This is a genomic window from Geodermatophilus sp. SYSU D00700 (assembly GCF_054050255.1).
Map to the genome: position 1 here is coordinate 70,726 of NZ_JBJGZA010000011.1, position 20,324 is coordinate 91,049.

At 71.7% G+C, this 20,324-nt stretch carries 20 protein-coding genes; 15 read left to right on the top strand and 5 right to left on the bottom strand.

The features are described from left to right. The first annotated feature begins 362 nt into the window (after positions 1–362). From ACI79V_RS10880 to ACI79V_RS10930, 11 genes are all read left to right on the top strand, one after another. Positions 363–887 carry a hypothetical protein gene (locus tag ACI79V_RS10880; RefSeq protein ID WP_456889096.1) on the top strand — a complete coding sequence of 175 codons (525 nt, stop codon included), beginning with the start codon at positions 363–365 and terminating at the stop codon, positions 885–887. Positions 888–989: 102 nt separating this feature from the next. Further along, a complete protein-coding gene (locus tag ACI79V_RS10885) occupies positions 990–1,436 on the top strand; it encodes a hypothetical protein (RefSeq protein WP_456889098.1) in 447 nt (148 codons plus the stop codon). A 267-nt stretch (positions 1,437–1,703) separates the two neighbouring features. Beyond that, positions 1,704–2,333: a terminase small subunit gene (locus tag ACI79V_RS10890; RefSeq protein ID WP_456889099.1), complete on the top strand. Its 630-nt coding sequence runs from the start codon at positions 1,704–1,706 to the stop codon at positions 2,331–2,333. Between the two features lie 1,785 nt (positions 2,334–4,118). Next, complete coding sequence (locus ACI79V_RS10895) at positions 4,119–4,856, top strand: hypothetical protein (RefSeq protein WP_456889101.1); 738 nt, start codon at positions 4,119–4,121, stop codon at positions 4,854–4,856. 52 nt (positions 4,857–4,908) lie between these two features. Further along, positions 4,909–5,157 carry a hypothetical protein gene (locus ACI79V_RS10900; RefSeq protein WP_456889102.1) on the top strand — a complete coding sequence of 83 codons (249 nt, stop codon included), beginning with the start codon at positions 4,909–4,911 and terminating at the stop codon, positions 5,155–5,157. Between the two features lie 134 nt (positions 5,158–5,291). After that, positions 5,292–5,507 carry a helix-turn-helix domain-containing protein gene (locus ACI79V_RS10905; RefSeq protein ID WP_456889105.1) on the top strand — a complete coding sequence of 72 codons (216 nt, stop codon included), beginning with the start codon at positions 5,292–5,294 and terminating at the stop codon, positions 5,505–5,507. Between the two features lie 41 nt (positions 5,508–5,548). Beyond that, positions 5,549–6,766, top strand: coding sequence for a tyrosine-type recombinase/integrase (locus tag ACI79V_RS10910; protein ID WP_456889107.1), 1,218 nt, complete (start codon positions 5,549–5,551; stop codon positions 6,764–6,766). A gap of 948 nt (positions 6,767–7,714) precedes the next feature. Next, on the top strand, positions 7,715–8,266 hold the full coding sequence (locus tag ACI79V_RS10915; RefSeq protein WP_456889109.1) for a PadR family transcriptional regulator: 552 nt from the start codon (positions 7,715–7,717) through the stop codon (positions 8,264–8,266). After that, entirely contained in the window at positions 8,263–8,937 is a 675-nt protein-coding gene (locus ACI79V_RS10920; RefSeq protein ID WP_456889110.1) for an ABC transporter ATP-binding protein, read from the top strand. Before ACI79V_RS10915 ends, ACI79V_RS10920 begins: the two co-directional genes overlap by 4 nt. Before the next feature lie 20 nt (positions 8,938–8,957). Further along, positions 8,958–10,319 carry a hypothetical protein gene (locus ACI79V_RS10925; protein ID WP_456889113.1) on the top strand — a complete coding sequence of 454 codons (1,362 nt, stop codon included), beginning with the start codon at positions 8,958–8,960 and terminating at the stop codon, positions 10,317–10,319. A gap of 624 nt (positions 10,320–10,943) precedes the next feature. After that, the gene (locus ACI79V_RS10930) at positions 10,944–11,324 is read left to right on the top strand and encodes a RidA family protein (RefSeq protein ID WP_456889115.1); all 381 of its coding nucleotides are present in this window, start codon (positions 10,944–10,946) and stop codon (positions 11,322–11,324) included. 31 nt (positions 11,325–11,355) lie between these two features. Here the strand turns inward: ACI79V_RS10930 and ACI79V_RS10935 are convergent, their stop codons facing one another. The 3 genes from ACI79V_RS10935 to ACI79V_RS10945 are packed head-to-tail and all read right to left on the bottom strand — an operon-like array spanning position 11,356 to position 12,504. Continuing rightward, a complete protein-coding gene (locus ACI79V_RS10935) occupies positions 11,356–11,946 on the bottom strand; it encodes a nitrile hydratase subunit alpha (RefSeq protein WP_456889117.1) in 591 nt (196 codons plus the stop codon). Continuing rightward, a complete protein-coding gene (locus tag ACI79V_RS10940) occupies positions 11,943–12,221 on the bottom strand; it encodes an SH3-like domain-containing protein (RefSeq protein ID WP_456889118.1) in 279 nt (92 codons plus the stop codon). Before ACI79V_RS10940 ends, ACI79V_RS10935 begins: the two co-directional genes overlap by 4 nt. Then, positions 12,214–12,504, bottom strand: a complete 291-nt coding sequence (locus ACI79V_RS10945) for a hypothetical protein (RefSeq protein ID WP_456889120.1) — start codon at positions 12,502–12,504, stop codon at positions 12,214–12,216. The genes ACI79V_RS10940 and ACI79V_RS10945 overlap by 8 nt, the downstream gene beginning before the upstream one ends. Before the next feature lie 128 nt (positions 12,505–12,632). Here ACI79V_RS10945 and ACI79V_RS10950 point away from each other — a divergent pair, with 128 nt between their 5' ends. The 3 genes from ACI79V_RS10950 (at position 12,633) to ACI79V_RS10960 (ending at position 15,559) form a co-directional block, all read left to right on the top strand. Further along, positions 12,633–13,640, top strand: a complete 1,008-nt coding sequence (locus ACI79V_RS10950) for a toll/interleukin-1 receptor domain-containing protein (protein ID WP_456889122.1) — start codon at positions 12,633–12,635, stop codon at positions 13,638–13,640. A gap of 90 nt (positions 13,641–13,730) precedes the next feature. Beyond that, on the top strand, positions 13,731–14,219 hold the full coding sequence (locus ACI79V_RS10955) for a DUF4231 domain-containing protein (RefSeq protein WP_456889124.1): 489 nt from the start codon (positions 13,731–13,733) through the stop codon (positions 14,217–14,219). Positions 14,220–14,356: 137 nt separating this feature from the next. Beyond that, complete coding sequence (locus tag ACI79V_RS10960) at positions 14,357–15,559, top strand: metallophosphoesterase (RefSeq protein ID WP_456889126.1); 1,203 nt, start codon at positions 14,357–14,359, stop codon at positions 15,557–15,559. On the opposite strand, the gene ACI79V_RS10965 is transcribed toward ACI79V_RS10960, so the two are convergent. After that, positions 15,560–17,086, bottom strand: a complete 1,527-nt coding sequence (locus ACI79V_RS10965; RefSeq protein WP_456889127.1) for a serine hydrolase domain-containing protein — start codon at positions 17,084–17,086, stop codon at positions 15,560–15,562. 241 nt (positions 17,087–17,327) lie between these two features. Between ACI79V_RS10965 and ACI79V_RS10970 the strand changes: the two genes are divergently transcribed. Next, on the top strand, positions 17,328–17,801 hold the full coding sequence (locus ACI79V_RS10970; RefSeq protein ID WP_456889128.1) for a hypothetical protein: 474 nt from the start codon (positions 17,328–17,330) through the stop codon (positions 17,799–17,801). Positions 17,802–18,106: 305 nt separating this feature from the next. On the opposite strand, the gene ACI79V_RS10975 is transcribed toward ACI79V_RS10970, so the two are convergent. Continuing rightward, positions 18,107–19,444: a hypothetical protein gene (locus ACI79V_RS10975; RefSeq protein ID WP_456889129.1), complete on the bottom strand. Its 1,338-nt coding sequence runs from the start codon at positions 19,442–19,444 to the stop codon at positions 18,107–18,109. Positions 19,445–20,324: the final 880 nt, after the last annotated feature.

The following is a 20,324-nucleotide window of genomic DNA, read 5'->3' on the forward strand; positions in this document are numbered from 1 at the left end:
CGTTTGGACTCAAAGCGCCAGGCGTCGAAGGCTTGGCGGCCAACGTACTCATCGTCGGCTGTCCAGGCTGGCACAAGGCCGGTCTACGCGGGGCTACGTAAGCGGATTGAACAACTTTAGTGTTCAGCGCTTACGCCTACTCCCCCGCCCCGAACGAAAAGCGAACAAGAGTGCCTTTTGCATCCCGCCACCCCTGTTAGCACTCCGGCAGGGGAGTGAGCAGGGAAGGGCCGGGGGTACGCATAAACAAGTGCTATTGTTCACGGATGGCGACCTCAATTCGATGCAGTAAGTGCGGAACCGATCGCGCCCGCAGCGTTGCCGACACGCCGTGCCCCGAGTGCGGTTTCGTCGGCCGGACCATGGAGGTGACGCTGCATGAGACGGTCCTCTCGTCGGACAGCGTTGCTCACGAGATTGACTGGGCCGCCGATCGGCCATGGCGCGAACAGTGGCAACTGATGCTCGACCACCTGGAACGCCTCCGGAGGGCTTACGCAGGCGAGACCCTTGAAGGCAACCCGTCAATCAAGCGTGTCGTGCAGGACTCCGCAGTGGCCTGCCGGCACGTCCTTGACCACCTGCAGTACGACGCCGACGAGGCGAGTCGCATCACGAAGACGATGCTCTGGCAGTACTACCAAACCAGCGAGCCGCTCAAGATCGTCAATGCGCTCGCTGTCACGACCAAGCACCACACCGCCGACGATCCGACGAGACTGACCGCATACGTGGACAAGGCCAGGTTCGAGCCGGGCAACGTCAGTGTTCCTGTCGTGTACTTCTCATCCACGAAGCCGCAACAGACGATTGAGGCGTTGGAGCTGGCAGAGCGCAGTGTTGCTGCCTGGCGAGGCTTCCTGGCATCTCATGGAATCAAGGCTTAATCGGCAGGCCCCTCGGTCACTCGCGATACGCATGTCCGACACCCTGGGCGGCAAGGGCTACGCCTTCCGCGTCCGCACGGCTAGCCCTGAGAGCCTGCAGCTGTGGGGGTCGACTGGGGGGATGTTCCGACATGGGCGGCTTCCGTCTTGACACCGTTGTCGGTCTATGCCGCACTGACGACGCTGAAGCGGGAACGCAGCAAGTACGAGGCCGATCAAGCTCGCCTGGTTCACTGCGAACTTTACCAAGGGCGAAGACTAAAGGTTACCATCACCAACGACTCAACTCGGCCTATTAGCAATGTCTGGGTGCTGGCCTTCCCGTACGAGTTGAGAACCTTCCGCCGGGAACCCGTTTGGGGAGATGCAACATTCGGCGGTCGGCCGGCTGAGAAGCTCATGTCCGGAGAGGCCGTCTCCCAAGAGCTGGACCGCCCTACGGCAAGCTACGAGATACTTGTCTGGTATGTGGACGCAGATCACCGGTTCTGGACGCAATCCTTGCGCCGCCCTAAGCTGCACCGCGGGCGCTACCCGAAGAACTTGTGAGTAGTCCGCAGACAGTCATGCGGGTCAAGAGTCTGAATATTTGTCCGACGCCCGTGTCATATTGCGGGCATATGGCAGACGACAATCCAGTCAATGAGCGGAGCCAGCCAGACACCCAGGTGGAAGGCCGCTCAAGTACAAGACCGTCGAAGAGCGCGAACGGGCCATTAAAGCATACCTCGACTTATGTGACCCGCATACACAACGCCGCGTGGTCGACTACGGGATCAATGAAAGGGCGGGACGATCTCGCGCGAGCGCGAGGTCATGACGGAGCAGCAGCCGTACACGATGAGCGGCTTGGCACTGGCCATTGGGCTAAGCTGGCAGAGCCTGATCAACTACAAGAACCGCGACGAGTTTCTCGACTCCATCTCGCGCGCGAAGCAGCGCTGCGAGGCGTCTTGGGAGGGCCGGCTCGACAGCCGCCACGACCGCGGCGCGGCCTTCAACCTGACGAACAACTACGACGGCTGGCGCAAACGCCAGGATCTGACGGGCAAGGACGGCGAGTCCTTGGGCAAGGGCTGGGCCGATGCTCTGACCGCGGCACAAAGGTCGTCGGCAGTGACGACGATGGCGGGACTGACGCTTCAGCAAGCTAGGGCGATCCTCAAGGCCAACGCGGTCTACAAGCAGATACCCCGCAAGCGCTGCGAGGACCAGCTGCAGCAGGAGATCCAGGACTACCAGGTCGAGATGCACCAGCAGGCGGGCGCCGGGGCTGGTCAGGATGCCGTCTGCGTAGCAACCACGTGGACGCCGCCCCGTCCACACGAGCGTGCCGCAGTTGGGGGTGTAGGCCTACCCGTCCGCCAGGGGATGTCGTACCGCGAACCTATGTTCTCGTCGTGGCGCTCCGCAGATCTCCGGCCGAGGTGTGGGAGGCGTTCATAGGCAAGGTGGCCGAGCTTGGTGGTCGGCTCGCGCCCGAGGCGGTCTATGTCAACAACAGCAAGCCAGTCCCACTTGTATGCGCAGCGGGACACCCTTGCGCTCCCACGCCGGCTCATGTGCTCGTCGGGCGCGGCCTATGTGGAATCTGTGCTGGCAACAACCGAGGCGCCGCAAAGGCAGCTTTCTGGGCGCGGGTCAGGCGCCTCGGAGGGAGGCCGGCACCGGGCGCCGTCTACGTCAACAACAAGATCCCGGTGAAGCTCATCTGCGCCGTAGGTCATCCCTGTAGTCCAACCCCAACGAGCCTCCAGCGAGGCAACGGGCTCTGTCGCGCCTGTGCGGGACAAGACCCCGTAATCTCCGAGGCAGCGTTCTGGGAGCGGGCCGCCGAGCTTGGAGCCCAACCGGCGCCGGGCGCGACCTACGTCAACGCACTCACGCCGGTGCCCCTCATCTGCCGGTCCGGGCATGCTTGCGCCCCGCTGCCCAGCCACATGCAGCAGGGGCACGGGATCTGCCGCACCTGCGCTGGCATTGACCCGGTGGTCGCCGAGGCGGCGTTCTGGGCTCGCGTGGATGAACTCGGTGGCAGGCCGGCACCAGGAGCGGTCTACGTCAACAGCGGCACTCCGGTCCCGGTCTTCTGCGCCGCCGGTCACAAATGCTCCCCCCAACCGAGCAGCGTGCAAAGAGGGCAGGGGACTTGCCAGCAGTGCGTCACCGTCTTCGACCGCATCTACCTACTTGAGCACCCTGACGCGGACGCACTGAAGGTGGGCATCGCCAGTAGCGCGGCGAGGGTGCGGAGGCACGCGCTCAACGGCTACCGACTGGTGGCCCAGTGGACTGGCCTGCGGCATGTCGATGTGCTGGCCGCCGAGAACGCCGTGCTCTCGTGGTGGAGGAATTTGGGGATCCCGGCGGTTTCGACCGCACCACTTGACGGATGGACCGAGACCGCACCTCGCGCCAGCCTTGCAGCCACCTACGCCTGTCTTACGGAGCTTCTAGGCACGCCGTCCCCGGGGGGCTAGTCGGTTAGCAGCAGAGCGCCCGGAAAGTAGGCGTCGGCCGAGCGGGACGTTGGCGGTGTCAGTCGAGAGGTGGCATTCGGTTCGCTGGCAGGCTGGGGACTGCTCCCGGTGCTGGCGATAGCGCGCCCGGCCGCGGGCCCTCATGGCTTCCTGATAAGGCTCGCAGGAGGACTCGCCGAGTCCTATCGACCTTGTGACCGGTTGGCAGGTTGCATTTCTGGCGTGTCTCCAAGTGGGCCGCTCAGGGACACCGGCCAACTCGCTAGACAGGTGACTCAAGCCTGAGCATCCATGTAGGCCTGGTCAGCGTGGCCACTGGAGGACCCGGCCTGTTCCCACCGCCCGTTCTCGTCCCCTGGAAGAAGACGACGTACTGGTAGTCGCCGTTAACGAACAGATTTACTCCGACCCGCTTGTCGAGATGATCACCGAGTCGACTCGGGCGTCGGCTGCCGACGACCAGTCGGACAGGGCGAGGCGCACCAGCCGCTGCCGCTCAGCATGGTCGAGGTTGTCCTGAGTGCCCACCTTCAGAGGCTATGGCGAGTGTCGCTCAGTGAGCCGAGCAGCCCTGTCTCATAGTGGGCCGCTTGAGGACACAGGGCGATGCCCAGGAGGGCAAGGGCGCAGCTTGCGGAGCTCAGGTCAGCGAGGTCTGACCGCTGTCTAACCTGCCGCCCATGCGCATGTCCTTCCTCACGGAGGGGCGGTACGCCCGATCCGCCCCGACTCTTGGGACGAGCTCACGTCCGTGATCACAGTGATGGAAGGGGCCAACGCCTACCTGGCACAGGTTGAGATCAGTTCTCCCTTGCGCCCGTGGGAGCTGGAGTCACTGCCCCAGGGGCCCTGTGTCGTGCAATTCGGCGGTCTGCTTGCCGCGAGCGAGCATGAGCTCCTGGGCAGCTGGTTCGCCGACCATCCCGACGCGGAGCTGCGTGTGTATGCCGGGCGTCCGCCGACGCTGGACTTCCTCCGGGCCGAGCCGCACCTCACCGCGCTCACCGTCGACAGCGACCTCACCGACGCCTCCGGCTTGGACCTTCTGCCTAACTCGCTGCGCTCCCTGACCATCAACGCCCGGCTACCTCAGCCAAGCCACCTCGACGCTCTCGCACGCTTCTGCAGCCTGGACATCCTCGGCCTATGCGAGATCCGACGACTTCCCGATTCTGTCCGTGGGCTGCCCGTCACCAAGCTGCATCTTGGGAACGTCAAGACCCTCGACGTTCTTGGCAGCCTGCCGCACCTTCGGACACTGCGCCTGCAGAGCGCCGCGGCCGACCTGACCCCGCTCATCGAGCTGCCCCACCTCGAGGACCTCACCCTGGCGGCCGGCGGGTGCAGCGACCTCGAACCCATGGCGGAGCTCGCAACGCTGCGCCGGTCTTCCGCTTGGCTTGTGCGCGGCCTGGACGACGTCAGTCCCCTCGCGCGGCTGCCGCAGCTTGAGGATGTTCACCTCTCCAAACTGCGGGGGGGTCGTTGAACTGCCCCCGCTCCTCGACGCCCGATCGCTGGCGACGGTGACTCTTGAGCACATGCGCGGCCTGAGCGACCTCGGCCCGCTACTCGACGCCCCGGCACTGCGGCTGCTCTCGCTGATCGAGATGGAGCACCTGCAACCGGAAGACGTCGCCGTACTCGCCAGCCACCGAACCCTCACCCAGGTGCACATCGGCCTCGGCAGTGACCGAAAGAATCCGGCAGTCCGCGACGCGCTGCGGATCTCGGGAACCTACGGCGGGCACCCTTGGCCGCCGGCCAACGGATCGATTCGGCCCAACTGACGCCGAGGAAGTGTCCTCAAGTGGGCCGCTTGAGGACACCGACCATGGGCTGTGACGCGCCACTGGACTGCAGCTAGGCCGCAGGGCGAGACGGTGCTGGAGGTCCACTGGAGGCTGCTGCCGAGGCTCTCGTCATGACGGCGCACCGGACAACCGAGCAGCGGTCCCCGAGCAATCCGCTTCTGACCGTCGCGCAGGCTGGCGAGTACCTCGGCACCGGCGAGCGATTCATCCGCCGGCTCATCACCGAGCGGCGCATCGCCTACGTCAAGATCGGCAAGTATGTGCGCCTGGAGCGCGCGACGCTAGACGCCCTTGTGGACAGCGGCCGCGTCCCCAGCCAGCGGTGATTCCGACAGGCAGCCGCTGATCTGCCCGCCAGGGTCGCGACGTGACCAAGCGGACGTTCGGCACCGTCGACGAACTGCCGAGCGGTCGCTTTCGCGCTCGGTATCGCGGCTCCGACGGTCGGCGCCACGCCAAGGTCTTCAGCACCAAGGCCGACGCCTGGGCCTGGCTGGCCACCCAGCAGACGGACCTTCTCCGGAGGGCCTGGCGGGCTCCAACCGCCAGCCGAAGAACGGTGGGCGACTACGCCGAGGACTACCTCGCCCGCAACGACCTCCGCGAGAGCTCCCGCATTCTCTACGCGGGCCTGTGGCGTCACCACCTCGCCAGGAGATGGGGCGACGTGCCCGTCGACGAGGTCACCCCCGCCGCCGTCCGCTCCTGGCACGCCCAGGCCGGCCGGACGACCGGCCCGACGGCGCTGGCGCAGGCGTACCGGCTCCTGCGCGCCATCCTCAACGTCGCGGTGGCCGACGAGGCCATCCCCTCCAATCCCTGCCGGTTGCGCGGCGCCGGCACACCGAAGGCCTCCCGGCCGTCCCGCGCCCTCACCGCGGTCGAGGCCCTGCAGCTGGCGGAGCAACTGGGGAAGGACCGGAGGACCGAGCGCTACCGCGCCCTGCTACTCGTCCTCGCCTTCGGCGGGCTCCGGTTCGGTGAAGCCACCGCGCTGCGCCGGTCCGACGTCCTGCCTGGTGGCCGGCTGCGTGTCGAGCGTTCGGTCCGACGCGTCGGCGGCCGGTGGGTGGTCGGCGATCCCAAGACCGACGCCGGATATCGCACCGTGACACTGCCCGCCGCCATCGCAGCCGTACTGAAGGACCACCTGGAGAGGCACGTCGCCGCTTCTCCGAACGCCCTCCTGTTCGCAACCAGTTCCGGCGGCTACCTCGCCCGCAGCAACTGGAACACGACCTTCCACCGGGCCGCCGACGCCATCGGCCTGCCGGCGGTCCGGCCTCACGAGCTCCGCCACACCGGCGCCACCCTGGCCGCGGCCACTGGAGCGACCACCAAGGAGCTCATGCGCCAGCTCGGCCACTCCTCCCCCGCCGCCGCGCTTCTCTACCAGCACGCCGCGGACGATCGCGACGCCGAGATCGCCCGCGCCCTCGACGCCATGCTGGGTGCCGCCGGCGAGTCATCGGACGACGATCCGGACCGGGACAGCTGGTACGCCCGGGGGACGGTGGGTCACGCCTGGGTCACGCCGAAGCCCTGGGTCATGTCTGGGTCACGAGCCCCCGCGCGGAGGCCCTAACAGGCCGCTGACCAGCACAGACAGGGTCACGAGATCCCGCCTTCCGAGCTGGCCATGCCGGTTCGATCCCGGTCACCCGCTCCACGCGTTTCCGCAGCTCCACGGCCCGTCAGCCCTCCCGGAGAAGGTCTGGAGGACCCTCCGGACGGCCCGTTCGAACCCTTTCAGGACCCCTGTCTTCGGCCGTGTGGGTAGTGAGTGGGTCACGCGCTTGTCCTGAAACGGCCCGGTGAGGACCCTCGTCAACGGCAGCGGGACCGACCTCATGACCCAAGTGGGTCACGCGGCAGTTCCTCCCGACTGGGGGCCGCCGAGGTTGACGGCCACCCGGCCCAGTTCGCCGACTCGTTGAGCCCACGCCGGCCCCACGATGCGCCAGCGCGTCGCCACCGTCAGCCCTCCGACCTACGCGGCCGCGGCAACGTGTGTATGCAGCGCAGCAAGCGGCTCGCCGGCGCGCTCGGCGATCCGGGGCACGTCCTGCCGGGTGAAGAGCCGATGGCCCCCTGGTAGAGGCGGAGCGTTGCAGACTCCGGAGGCGGAACCGCGTCGTCGCCGAGGTGCCGGCGCCAGTGCCCTGGGTCGAACGCGGTCTGCTGCGCCGAGACCCAGGCAGGCCGGTCGGGTGGGTAGCCCGGCAAGGGCAGCGGATGGGCTGACTGCACGTGCACGCCGCCGTCATTCGTCAAGATCAAGAGGGATACACCTCGTGCACTCGGCGTCCCGGAAGTCGTTGTGACGGGTTACCGGAGACCGCCGCAGACGGTGAGGGCCTGGCGAGAAGGGACAGAGTCGACGACCGAGCACGCCGCCGGGAGCGCGAGCGTCAACGCCGCAAGCGCCCGAGCCAGGCAGACCCCAACGAGATCCCTCATCGGCTGAAGAGTCAGTGCAGTTAACGCGGCTGGGCTATTCACTTGGTACCTACTCAGGGTGTAGACATCCTGCATGTCGTTGACCGAGCTCCACCTGGCCTTGCTGGCGGGCTCGCCGCGGCACGGCTACGACATCAAGCAGGAGCACGATTCGTGGTTCCCGGACACCCGGCCGTTGCCGTATGGCCAGGTGTACGCGACGTTGGCGCGTCTGCAGCGCGACGGGCTGGCCGAAGTCGTGGAGACCCGTGTAGAGGGCGGTCCCGAGCGGACCGTGTACGCGCTGACCGCCGAGGGTGCCGCGCGGCTGCGGGCCTGGCTGGCCGAGCCCGCGGCGCCCACCGGGGTGGGCGCGGAGGAGATCGTCCGAAAGACCGTGGCCGCGTTGCACACCGGCATCGACGTCGCCGGGTTCGTCGCCCGCCAGCGAGCGGCGCACCTGCGGCGCATCCGAGAGCTGCAGGCCACTCCACCGGGCGCCGGCGCGGCCGAGCGACTGGTCCGGGAACACCTCATCGCCCACCTCGACGCCGACCTGCGCTGGCTCGAGCTGGCCACCGACCTGCTGCCGGCCCCTGACGGCCGGCAGACCGTCCGCCCCGATCAGGAGGAGAACCGCGCATGAGCACGGTGGAGCTGTCCAGTGTCAGCCATGCCTACGGCCGCACGCAGGCGCTGAGCGACGTGTCGCTGAGCGTGGAACCCGGGGAGGTCGTCGCCGTGACCGGGCCCAGCGGCTGCGGGAAGTCGACCCTGCTCCTGCTGACCGCGGGAGTGCTGCGCACCCAGTCCGGCCGCGTCGTGGTCGCCGGCACCGAGCTGTCCGGGGCCGACGACGCCGCGCGCGCACGGTTCCGGCGCCGGCACATCGGCCTGGTGCTGCAGTTCGGGCAGCTGGTTGCGGATCTGTCGGTGCGGGACAACGTCGCGCTGCCGTTGCTGCTGGACGGCCACCGGCCGGCCGAGGCCCGCGCTGCGGCCGACGGCTGGCTCGACCGGGTCGGGCTGGACGTCGGGCCCGACACGATGCCGGCGGACCTGTCCGGCGGCCAGGCGCAACTGGCCGCCGGCGCCCGCGCCCTGGTCACCGGGCCGCAGCTGCTGCTGGCCGACGAGCCGACCGCCAGCCTGGACACCACCGCCGGGCGGGCGCTGCTCGACCTGCTGGTGGGCACCACGGTGCAGGCCGGCGGGTCGGTGGTCCTGGTCAGCCACGACAACGCGGTCGCAGCCCGCGCCGACCGTGAGATCCGGCTGCGCCGCGGCGCCATCGCCCACCAGGTGGCCCTGTCATGAGCCCTGTCACGAGGTCTGTCATGAGGCCTGCCGCCCTGTGGCAGCTGGCGGCCCCGAGTGTGCGGGCCTCCCGCACCCGGGCGACGTTGGTGGCCGGCGGCACCGGCGCGGCCGGCGCGCTGGTCCTGGCCACCGGAGCGCTGTTCCGGGTACCGGCCTTCGCCCTCCCACCTCCCGACACCACCGAGGTCTACGAGGTCTCCTACGACCCCCGCTTCGCCAGCATCGTCACCAGCGCCGAGACCCGCATCGGCGTGGCCACCGCGGTGCTGCTGGTCGCCGCCACCGCCGTGGTCCTGGCGTGGCAGGCCGTGTCCGCCGGCAGCGCGCGCCGCCACCGCCGCGACCGGGCCCTGGCGACCGTGGGGGCCACGCCGGGCGACCTGCGGCGGCTGGGCGCGCTCGAGACCGCCGTCGCCGGCGCGGCGGGGGGACTGCTGGCCGGGCCGGCCTACCTGCTGCTGTGGCTGGTCCTCGGACCCGCGCAGCCGGCGGCCAGCCGGCTGTTGCCCGCGCTGGCACCGGCCGACCTCCTCACCTGGGCGTGCCTGGTGCCGGTGTCCGCGGGGCTGGCCGCCGCCGCCGGCGCCCGTTCGAGCACCGGACGCCGCCGGCGTCCGCTCCGCGGCTGGTGGTGGGTGGCGCTCGCGGCCGTGGCGCTCACCGGCATGTTCGCCGTTCCGCGACTGAGCCAGATCGCCGACCGGCAGGTGCAGGTGGCGCTGATGTCCGCCGCGGTGACGCTGCTGCTGCTGGCCGCGCTGGGCAGCGGCACGCCCTGGGTCCGGGGCAAGGCCGCCAGGATGAGCCGCCGCACCAGCACCACGGACGTGCTGGCCGCCGGCGGCCTGCGCACCCTCGCGGGACCCGCGGGACGGGCCGCCGGGGTGCTGCTGGGTGCCGGCCTGACCACCGGTGTCGCCACCGTGCTGCTGGGCATCACCCTGCGCGAGGGCACTGCCCTCGGCTCCGGCGGTTCCCTCCCCGGGCTCGTGCTGGCCGCCGTCGCCGCCGGCTTGGCAGGACTGGCCGGACTGGCGACCCTCACCCTGGCCGCGGTCGACGACCTGCTCACCACCCGCCGGGCCCTGGCCGCGATGGCCGCCGTCGGCGCCGACGTGGCCACGCTGCAGGTCGTGCAGCGGCGGCGGCTGCGGGCAGCGACGGTCGCACCTCTGGTCTGCGGCCTGCTCATCGGCGGGCTCGGCTACGGGGCCCTGAGCGCGACCCCAGGATCGGCTCCCGCCGTCGACGCGTGGCCGCTGCTCATCGTCGGCCCGATCGCCGTCGCCCTCCTGGTGCTCGCGAACGCGGGGATCGTGCGGCTTCTGAGCAGCCGCACCCGTGCGGCCATCGACCCGGCCAACCTCCGCGTCGCATGACCAGCGACGAACCCGCCAGCGTCATCGCTGCCCGCCAGCTCGCCGCAGACGCCCGCACACGACGCGATTGCACCGATCCAGGCATGACGGCCAGCCCTTCTCCGGCCCTTCTACGCCGCAGACAGCTCCGGCGACGCACGGTCGATGGCGGCCCGCCGCCGACCGCACGTCCGGCAGCACCCGAGCCACCACGGGAGTGAACAGCGCAGAGCCGGTCGAACATGGCCGCCGACCGACGGGCACCGATCGTCACACCGGACACCGCGGCGCAGAACGGCCCGGCCGGAGCAGGACGACCGGAGGCGTACTGGAGGACGCCGACGAAGCTCCGAGGCAGGACCACCTGGTATGTCACGTCGCCGCTGCTCCGGACACTCTCCGCTCCACGCGCTCCTGCAGGTCGACCGGCCTGTCGACCCCTCCGGAGGAACTCTGGAGAGCCACTGCGGAGGGGCCGTCGGCGGACCTCCCGGAGCGCGTGCTGACCCTGCCCGCCCGGGGCGTCCCCCCTGGTTGCTGCCGAGTCCGGAGGTGTCCGGCCGCTGGAGGCCACTCCACCTGCCGCGTGCACGTGGACGACCGCGACACGTTGTCGCGTCTGGTGCCCACTGCGACGATCCCGGCATGGGTCGACAGCTCATCCGCACCGACCGCGCCCCTCAGTCACCCCTCTACAGCCAGGGTGTCCGGGTCGGTGACCACGTCCACGTCTCCGGGATGACGGGCACCGACCCGGCGACGGGCGCCCTCGCCGGCGAGACGATCCAGGAGCAGACCCGCCAGGCCATCGCCAACTGCATGGCGGTCCTGGAAGCCGGCGGCGGCGAGAGCTCCGACATCGTGGAGGTCGGCGTCCTGTTGACCGACCCGACGGACTTCGCCGGCCTCAACGAGGAGTACGCGCGGGCGTTCCCGACCGACCCGCCCGCGCGCTACGTCGCCAAGCTCGGCGTCGAACTGCCGGGGGTCCTCGTGTCCATCCGGATGACCGCGATCGTCTCCTGAACGGGTTCGGTCCCCGTCACCCGCTCCGGCGTCAGACCGCGGCGGTCCCGATGAGCCCCTTCCGGGTGACGAGGGCGGCGAGCTGCTCCTCCGAGAGTCCCTCGGTGCCCTCGGGCCGGCGCGGCACCACCATGTACCGCGACTCCGCGCTGGCGTCCCACACCGAGATCCGCGTCGTCTGGGGCAGCTCCAGCCCGAACTCGCGCAGCACGCTCCGGGGGTCGCGCACCACCCGCGAGCGGTACGCCTCGCTCTTGTACCAGCCGGGCGAGGGACCCAGCAGCGCGATCGGGTAGCAGGAGCACAGCGTGCAGACGACGACGTTGTGCTCGTCGGCGGTGTTGGCGACGACCTTCAGCCGCTGCTCCTGCAGGCCCCCGGCCATCGACAGGCCCACCTCGCGGATCGCGTCGTTCGCGTCGGCGAGCAGCCGCCCGGCGAAGCCCGGGTCGACCCACGCGCGGGCGGCGATCCGGGCGCCGTTGGCCGGTGAGCCACCGGCCAGGAACTCGTCGATCCGTCCGTCGATCTCGCCCTCGTCGAGCAGACCCCGGCTCTCCAGCAGCGCCTCCACGTGGCGCACCCGCGCCGAGATCACCGAGCTGGAGTGGTCGCCGCTCATGCAGGCTCCTCGATCGGGGTCAGGTAGTCGGCCCACAACTCCACGGTGACCGTGTGGTCGCCGGAGCCGAACAGGTCCGCAGCCGCGAACCGCACGTGCCACACCGGCTGGGGTGTGCCGGCACGACCTCGGGCGCGGTCATCGGCCAGCGGGTGGCGGCCGGCCTCCTCGACGAGCACACCGACGGCGCCGCGGACGTACCGGGGCAGCCGGGTGTGGCCGTCGGGGTCGGCGGTGCGGGTCCGCACCCGCACGCCGGGAGCGAGGTCAGTCACGTGACAGCTCCAGCTCGCCCGGCGAGGCCACGCCCTTCTCCGCGAGCAGCGTGGTGATCGCGGAGAACCAGCGCTCGTAGTAGGAGGCGGCGAGGTACTCCTCCGGCGGCATCCGCTCGATCGCGTCGCGGAACTCGTCGAGGTTGTAGACGCCCCGCTTGATCAGCGCCCCGTTGAGGGCGAAGACGTGGGCCTCCCAGTCGGCGTGGAACGGCGGCTCGTCCGGTTCCTCGACGATCGCCGGGAACCCGGCCATCCCGCCGACGTCATTGATGCGGCTCACCCACCCTTCCTACCGTGCCGGGGCGGTCGGTCGCCCGGGAACTCCGCTCGTTGCCCGCGCCGTGCCCGCGGTGGGACCCTCTGCGGGGGCGGCCGGGCGCCGCCGGGGCGCGCGAGGGCAGGCGTGCGGTGCGGATCTTCCTGAGCTACCGGCGCGGTGACGCCGGCGGGTACGCCGGGCGGCTGGCCGATGCGCTGCACGAGCGCATCGGTACGAGGAACGTGTTCCAGGACGTGCTCGACATCGCCCCGGGCCAGGACTACACCGCGGTGATCGACGGTGCCCTCGACCGGAGTGACGCGCTCCTGGCGGTCATCGGGCCGAGCTGGCTCACCGCGTCGACCCCGCAGGGCTCCCCCCGGCTGTCCGCCCCCGACGACTACGTCCGCCTGGAGATCGCCCGCGCGCTGCACCGCGACGTCCGCGTCGTCCCCGTGCTCGTCGGCGGCGCCTCGCTGCCTCCGGCCGGAGCGCTGCCCGCCGACCTGCAGGGACTGCCGCAACGGCAGGCGGTGGTGCTGCGCGACGAGACCTGGCACCGGGACGTCGACGGTCTCCTGCGGGCGCTGCGGGGCGAGCCGGCGCTCCCGACCGCGCGCCGTTTCCCCTGGTGGGCGGCGCTCGGCATCGCCGTCCTGCTCGCCGTCCTGGGTGCGGGGGCGTGGTGGCTGTCCAGGCCCGCCGACAGCAGCGGGGACGACGGGGAGACCGAACCGGAGATCGCGTCGTGTGCGCCACCTACCGGCGACGCCTGGACCGAGATCACACTCAGCACGGACCCGCGTGGCACCGAGGAGGTCGACGGCGGGTCCCTGACCTTCGCCGTGGAGGCCGCCGGCTGGCGCCCGCACGGGACGGCGTGGCAGGTGGTCCTCGCGACGAGCATGGAGGCCGCGGTGCCGGAGGGCGCCTACCACGGCGACTGGCGGTACGACTCCCTCGTCGTCGGCCAGCGGCAGTTCGCGGTGACGTGCTTCTCGCCGACCCCGGAGTTCGTGGACCCCGAGACGGTCGGCGACGCACTCGTCGGCTTCGACGTCACCTGCGAGCCGGTCGGCTACGTGCAGCTCCGGCTGGAGGACGACGCGGCCCGCATCGACGTCACCGATCCCGCCCTCGAACCGGGTGGGTGCTGAGGCCGCGACGCGGAACGGCCGAAACCGCGCGGGGGGAGGCCATCATCGGAGGACCTCCGAGCACGGCGTCGTCAGCACCAGGGGGGCGGGATGACCCACGACGTTCCGGCGCCGCCGCGGCGGTACACGGGCGAGCCACCCCCGGGCACCGACCCGACCTGGGACCGCCTCCAGGACCAGCTGGCCTGGTACGACCGCAGGAGCCTCGCCGCCCAGCACGCGTACAAGCAGACCAAGATCGTGCAACTCCTCCTGGCCGCCGGCGTACCGGTCGCCGTGGCGAGCGCGGCGCCGGGCCTGGTGACCGCGCTGCTGGGCGCCCTCGTCGTCGTCCTCGAGGGCATCCAGCAGCTGTACCAGTGGCAGACGAACTGGGTGCTCTACCGGTCGACGCACGAGTCGCTGCGGCACGAGCAGTTCCTCTTCCTGGCCGGCGCCGGGCCCTACAGCGGCCTCGAGAGGCACCAGGTCCTGGCCGAGCGGGTGGAGGGACTCGTCTCGCAGGAGCACGCCAAGTGGACCGAGGGACGGCACCAGGCCGTCGCCGAGCCCGGCGTCGGTCCCCCGCGCCCCGGCTGACCCGGGGTGCAGCCGCTCGCGGCACCGCACCGTCACGGGGTGACCACCCGGTCACCGCAGACCGGACGCCCCCGGCCGTGGGATCCTCCGGACCCCTGCAGCTCCCTCGACCCCGGGGCAGGTCCCAGGGAGGCGCCGTGCCCGACGTCCGCCTGTCCGGCTTCGACGTCGTCGCCCTCGTCGTCGTGCTCGTGACGCACCTCTACCTGTGGTGGCGGCTGGTGCGGGACACCACCCGCCCGGGCCGGGTCCGGCGAGGGCTCACCGTGCTGCTCGCCGTGCTGGCGCTCCTGCTCACCGCCGCCTTCGTCCTCCCGTACCCCCCGGTCGTGCTGGTGCCGGTGCAGTGGGCGGGGTACAGCTGGCTGGGCGTCGCGTTCTACGCGACCCTCGCGCTCCTGCTGCTCGAGCCGGTCAGGGCGGGCGCCGGCTGGTGGCTGCGCCGGCGCCGCCGTCCCGGTGCCCGGACGTCGACCAGCGGGCCGGAGAGCCCGCCGGAGGAGTCCCGGCGCCTGTTCCTCGCCCGCGGCCTGGCGGTGGCAGCGGGCACGGTCGCACTCGGCGTGGCCGGCAACGGGGCGCGCGACGCCAACAGCGCCCCCGTCGTGCGGCGGGTGCCCATCACCCTGCCCCGCCTCGACCCGGCGCTGGACGGGTTCCGCCTGGTCACCTTCTCCGACGCCCACCTCTCGTCGACGTACTCGGGGCGCCGCTTCGAGCGGGTCGTCGAGCTGGTCGACGCCCAGCGGCCGGACGCGGTCGCGATCGTGGGGGACCTGGTGGACGGCGAGCTCACGCGGCTGCGCGAGGAGGTCGCTCCGGTGGCCGACCTGGTGGCCGCCCAGGGGGTCTACTTCGTCACCGGCAACCACGAGTACTACGCGGACCCGGTGGCCCTGGTGCGCCACCTCGAGACGCTGGGCGTGCGGACCCTGCGCAACGAGCGCGTGGCCCTCGGCCGCGACGGCGCGACCGTCGACCTGGCCGGTGTCGACGACGTGTCGGCGGCCGACTCGGGGTTCCCCGGTCACCGCACCGACCTGGACGCCGCCCTCGACGGCCGGGACGAGTCGACGCCGGTGGTCCTGCTGGCGCACCAGCCCGTGGCGGTCGTGCAGTCCGAGGCCGCCGGGGTCGACCTGCAGCTCTCCGGGCACACGCACGGGGGCCAGCTCTGGCCCCTCGACTACGGCATCCGGTGGGACCAGCCGGCGGTCGAGGGGTACAGCCGGCACGGCGACACCCAGCTGTACGTCACCTCCGGGATCGGCTTCTGGGGACCGCCCATGCGGGTGGGTGCCCGGCCGGAGGTGGTCGTGGTGGAGCTGCGCGCGCTCTGATCAGGCGGCCCGGCGTCCCGGCCGGGCCCTCGTCACCGACCGCGTGAGGACGGCGGCACCGGCGGCCGCGAGCGCCACCTCGGCCCAGCGACGCGAGGACACCGCGCCCGTCCGCCGCTCCGCCCACACCGGCTGCATCTCCAGGGCCAGCCCCGTCGTCCGCCCGGCGGGGTCACGGCCGAACACCGCGCGGATGCCGCCGGTGCCGGGGAGGCCGAGGTCGAGCCGGAAGGCGTAGGGGTCCGCCTCGTCGTCCGGACGCAGCTCGAAGCCCCGGGCCAGCGTGGGCACCGGGGTCAGGAAGCGCACCCACAGCCGGCCGCGGCGGACGGAGACCTCCAGGCCCGCGCCGAGGAACGCGGTCGCCCGCACGTCCGTGACCGGGCCGGGCACGCGGTACCGGCCGACCAGCTCCCCCCAGACCTCCGGGTGCTGCGGCACGTCCGTGCGCGGCTCGCGGTGCGGGATGCCGAGCAGGTCCTCGAGCAGTCCGCCGATCTCCCCCGGCAGCCAGAACGGGCCCTGGTGGGTGCCGTTGGTGAACGCCATGACACCGACGCCGTCGTCGGGTGCGACGAAGACCTGCGCGTCGAAGCCGGGCATCGTGCCCTGGTGCTCGACGACGCGGTGACCGCGGCCGTCGACCCGCCAGAACGCCAGTCCCATGCCCGGGATCCGCGGATCGGGCCGGTAGTGCGGCTCGAACACCGTGTCCAGCGTCGCCGGCTGGAGCACCCGGCCGTGCGCGTTGGCACCGCCGCCGGTCAGCGCCGCCAGGTAGCGGGCCATGTCCCGCGGGGTGGAGTAGACGTTGCCTGCCGGGGCGGTCACCGCGTCCCGCCGCGGCACCGGTCGGGGGCCGGCCGGCGACAGCCGGTAGCCGGTGGCCACGCGCGGCCGCAGCCGGTCGGTCAGGACCAGGTCGGAGTCGGTCATGCCGAGCGGGGCGAACACGCGCTCGCGCACGTACCGGTCGAACGGCAGGCCGCTGACGTCCTCGACGACCTGCCCGACCGCCGTCGGCCCGTGGTCGGTGTAGCGGAACCGGGTGCCCGGCTCGACGTCGAGCCGCACCCGGCCGCGGTAGTACTCGGCCGGCGTCGGCACCCGTCCGGGCGGGAAGCCGATGCCGTACTGCCGGCGGACGGCGGCCGAGCGGGGCACCTCCTCGGCGATGCCGGCGGTGTGGGTGAGCAGGTGGCGCACCGTCGCCGGCCGCCAGTCGGGCCTCCGTGGCACCAGCCGGTAGGCCCGCAGGTGGTCGTTCGCCGGCGCGTCCAGGTCGACCCGTCCCTGCTCGACCAGCTGCATCACCGCGATCGCGGTGACCGTCTTGGTGATCGAGCCGATGCGGAAGACGGTGTCCTCGGTGACCGGTGTGCGTGACGGGATGTCGGCGAGCCCGTGCGCGGAGAAGGAGTCGAGGGCTCCGTTCCGCACGACGCCCACCGCGAGGCCGACACACGGCTGCCGGCCCCGCACCTCGGCGACCCGCGTCTCGAGCCGGAGCTCGTCCAAGGCGGTCATGGCCCCTCCCGTGCAGACAGACGACCGGTGTCCCGCGACGCCACGGGGACTGTGTCCAGGCTGCCCGGCGCCGGGTCACCGCGGAGAGGGCGGGAGACCCGACCGACCGCCGACGGACGGCCCTGGGCGGTGCCCACCGCGCGGACCCAGGCTCGTCCCCGGGGCAGCGGCGGAGGACGCCATGGACACATCCGGTGCCGGGCACGGCGGTCGGCACGCGGGCCCACGACCGGACCGGGTCGTGGCGCTCCTCGTCGTCCTGCTCGTGGCGCTCCTCGGCGGATGCGGTGGCGGCGGCGACGACACCACGCCACCGGCGGCGACGTCCTCGACGACCCCGTCCACGCCCCACCCCAGCCCCGAGCCGTCCCCGACGGACGAGGCACCCGACGGCGAGGAACCCGGCGACGGCGAGGAGCCCCCGCCCGGCACGGCGATCCTCGGCGAGGGCCTCTCCGGCGAGCAGGCCGAGGCACTGCAGGACGCGGTGGACGGGGGCGCGCAGCCCTGGCGCACCGACGTCGCGGCCGTGGCCGCGGCCTTCGTGGCGCGTGAGCTCCTCTGGGACGACGCCGACGTCGCCCTCGCCGACCCCCACACCGCCGAGGTGACCAACCCCGCGGACGGGCGCATCGTCACCCTGCAGCTCCGCCAGCCGGTCCGCGAGGGCGACGGCGGGATCTGGGTCGTCGTCAGCGGTGTCTGGCTGGGCTGACGGCGATCCGGACGAGCAAGCGGTTCATCGGCGCAACGCATCCACCGAGGAGCGGCTGCGATGACGGAGCCGCAGGCACAGGAGGCGTCACGGTTCCTGCGGGTGGAGGTGGTGGATCACGCCAGGGAAGGCGCGGGTTCCCCGCTGCCACCAGCGGCAGGCGCCCCGCTGCCGCGGTCATCGGGTGGGGAACCGGTAGAGCCACACACCGCCGATCTCCTCCCCCGACGTACCGGCGACACGCGCCGCCCACGTCAACACGGGTGTGTGGTCGACACCGCCCCGTGGCACGCCCATCAGCACGGTCACCCCGGTCCGTTCCAGTTCCTGACGCGCTGCCTCGGTGTAGGCGTCGTCGGGCGGCGGCAGGCCCTCGAGCAACCCTCGACACGCCCCCTCGAACAGGTTCTCCGGCGTCTCCCACAGGACGGGGTGAGTCGGCTCGGAGCCGAGGGCATAGCCACCGGTCGTGCGGTACGCCATCCCGCTCTCGGCCTGCCAGAGCATCGGCAGTGCACCGCCCTCCCAGACACCGGTGGTCCGGGGGCAGACGTCCACGACGTCGGTCGTGCGCAGGTGCTGGCCCGCAACCGGAAGAAGGCGGGCGTCTCGGCCGCGGCGATCGGCAGCGGTGCCGCCGGCAACCACGAGACCACGGCGCCGATCGCGAGCGCCGCTCCGGTGATCCGGCCTGCTCCAGGACGCATGCTCGCGACCCGATCGATCCAGAGGCCGACCACGATGGCCACACAGGCGGCGACGAAGACCTGCAGCCGCACCGGATCCGCCTGGGAGATCAGAGGCAGGTCATCCAGCAGCTGCCACGGCAGCCACACCTCCAGGTCCTGCTTCCGCGTCGTCAGGCTCGACCCGAGGGAGAAGGTGAATGCGAGCAGACCGACGACCGTCACGACTCGGGCGACGGTGGACCGGGCCCCGAGGCAGGCGACGACCAGCAGCAGGAGCACCACCACGCCGACGTAGCCGCCCTGCTCGCCGGTGTACGAGTTCAGCTGCCCGGCGGTCGTGGAACCGCCACCGGTGGCGGTCAGCGACGTGGGGATGACGGCGTTCAGCGGATCGGCGCGGACGTCGACGGCCGGGTGGATGGGCCCACCCGGGCGGGTTGGACCGAACAGCACGAGGTACAGCGGATAGGCGCACAGCACGAGGTAGGTGACGACGCAGGCCACCGTCATCCGGGCCGCGGCGGGCCCCCGGGTGAGCAGGCCGTGCGGCCACCGCACGGCGAGAACCACCGTGACCAGCGCGAGGACGAGCGCCGTCAGCGCGAGCGTCTGTGTGTACAGGCCGGTCTGGACCGCCAGGACGCCCCCGGCCAGCACTCCGGCCCGGGTCGGACGGTGCGGCGTCTCCACGGCCAGGGCCCGCACGGCGACGAGGACCAACGGTGGCAGGACGGCCCAGACGACGTTGACGTGTCCCACCGACAGGTGGGCGACCTGGAACGGGGAGAAGGCGTAGAGGCCGCCCGCGACGAGGCGGGAGGTCCAGCGCTGCGTCCAGGGGACCAGGGCCACCGCCATGAGCACCCCGGAGACCACCGGCCCGAGCACCATCGCGACGTTGTACGCGGCCACTGGGCCGGCCGTGAGCGTCACCGGTGCCATCAGGGCGCTCAACACCGGGCACCGTGGTGTTCCACATGCCGTTGACGCCCTCGGGGAAACGCAGGTAGGTCGTGACCAGGGGGTCCTCGCCGCGCTCCAGGGCGGTCGGGAACCACTGGAGCCACCAGACGAAGGCGTCCGAGTCGGCCGACACCCAACCCGCCGTCGCGGTCGTCATCCGGCCCAGCAGGTCCCGATGGAGGGCGAGGGAGCCGAGCAGGTAGATCGCGGCCCCGAGGAGCAGCGCACCCCGTCGTGGTCGGCGGCCCGCCGACGGGGGTGGACTCTCGCTCGCGACCCGCTGCTGGGTCACCACCGATCCACCGTAGAACCGGAACACACTCGACCCGTGGGTCCGTCTGTCCGGCAGTCCCCTGAGGCATCGGTACGCCGAGGAGAACTACGCAGGGTGACGGGCTGGGGACCGGATCGGGGTCAGTACTGCCCTCCCCCCGAACCGGTGGGACAGCAGCCGGCATACCGGGCCGCAGGCCCCGGCTGCACGACCTCGGGGAGGCCCAGGTGTCCGGAACACACCCATGCCGGCTCACGCGTTCGGCCTCATGGAAGAGCTGGCGCGCGGGGACTGGCGGTTCCGGCCCAAGCGAGAGCTCGTCCGGGAGTACGCCGAGGGCGCCCGCAGCGGACAGTCGCTCTCGACGCCGGCCGCCGGGGAGCACCGTGGGGCACTCGACCGCAGGACCCTGCGGCCCCCTTGCAGCGCCCTTCGACCAGGCAGTGAACCTGGGCCGCGCTGGACAGCGACCCGCCGAGCCATCTCGCCCACCGGCACCGCCAGCTGCCCGGCCACGGGTGCCGGTGGCGCAGTGTGCGCAGTGCGGCGGCCCGGTCGGCCGCCGTCCAGCACCGCGGAGCCGAGTGAGCCCTCGGG

Coding starts and splice junctions, on each gene's coding strand:
- ACI79V_RS10920 (WP_456889110.1), top strand. CDS start 8,263: ATGAGCACGGTGGAGCTGTCCAGTGTCAGCCATGCCTACGGCCGCACG.
- ACI79V_RS10925 (WP_456889113.1), top strand. CDS start 8,958: ATGAGGCCTGCCGCCCTGTGGCAGCTGGCGGCCCCGAGTGTGCGGGCC.
- ACI79V_RS10880 (WP_456889096.1), top strand. CDS start 363: ATGGAGGTGACGCTGCATGAGACGGTCCTCTCGTCGGACAGCGTTGCT.
- ACI79V_RS10930 (WP_456889115.1), top strand. CDS start 10,944: ATGGGTCGACAGCTCATCCGCACCGACCGCGCCCCTCAGTCACCCCTC.
- ACI79V_RS10955 (WP_456889124.1), top strand. CDS start 13,731: ATGACCCACGACGTTCCGGCGCCGCCGCGGCGGTACACGGGCGAGCCA.
- ACI79V_RS10965 (WP_456889127.1), bottom strand. CDS start 17,086: ATGACCGCCTTGGACGAGCTCCGGCTCGAGACGCGGGTCGCCGAGGTG.
- ACI79V_RS10900 (WP_456889102.1), top strand. CDS start 4,909: ATGCGCGGCCTGAGCGACCTCGGCCCGCTACTCGACGCCCCGGCACTG.
- ACI79V_RS10935 (WP_456889117.1), bottom strand. CDS start 11,946: ATGAGCGGCGACCACTCCAGCTCGGTGATCTCGGCGCGGGTGCGCCAC.
- ACI79V_RS10915 (WP_456889109.1), top strand. CDS start 7,715: ATGTCGTTGACCGAGCTCCACCTGGCCTTGCTGGCGGGCTCGCCGCGG.
- ACI79V_RS10890 (WP_456889099.1), top strand. CDS start 1,704: ATGACGGAGCAGCAGCCGTACACGATGAGCGGCTTGGCACTGGCCATT.
- ACI79V_RS10905 (WP_456889105.1), top strand. CDS start 5,292: ATGACGGCGCACCGGACAACCGAGCAGCGGTCCCCGAGCAATCCGCTT.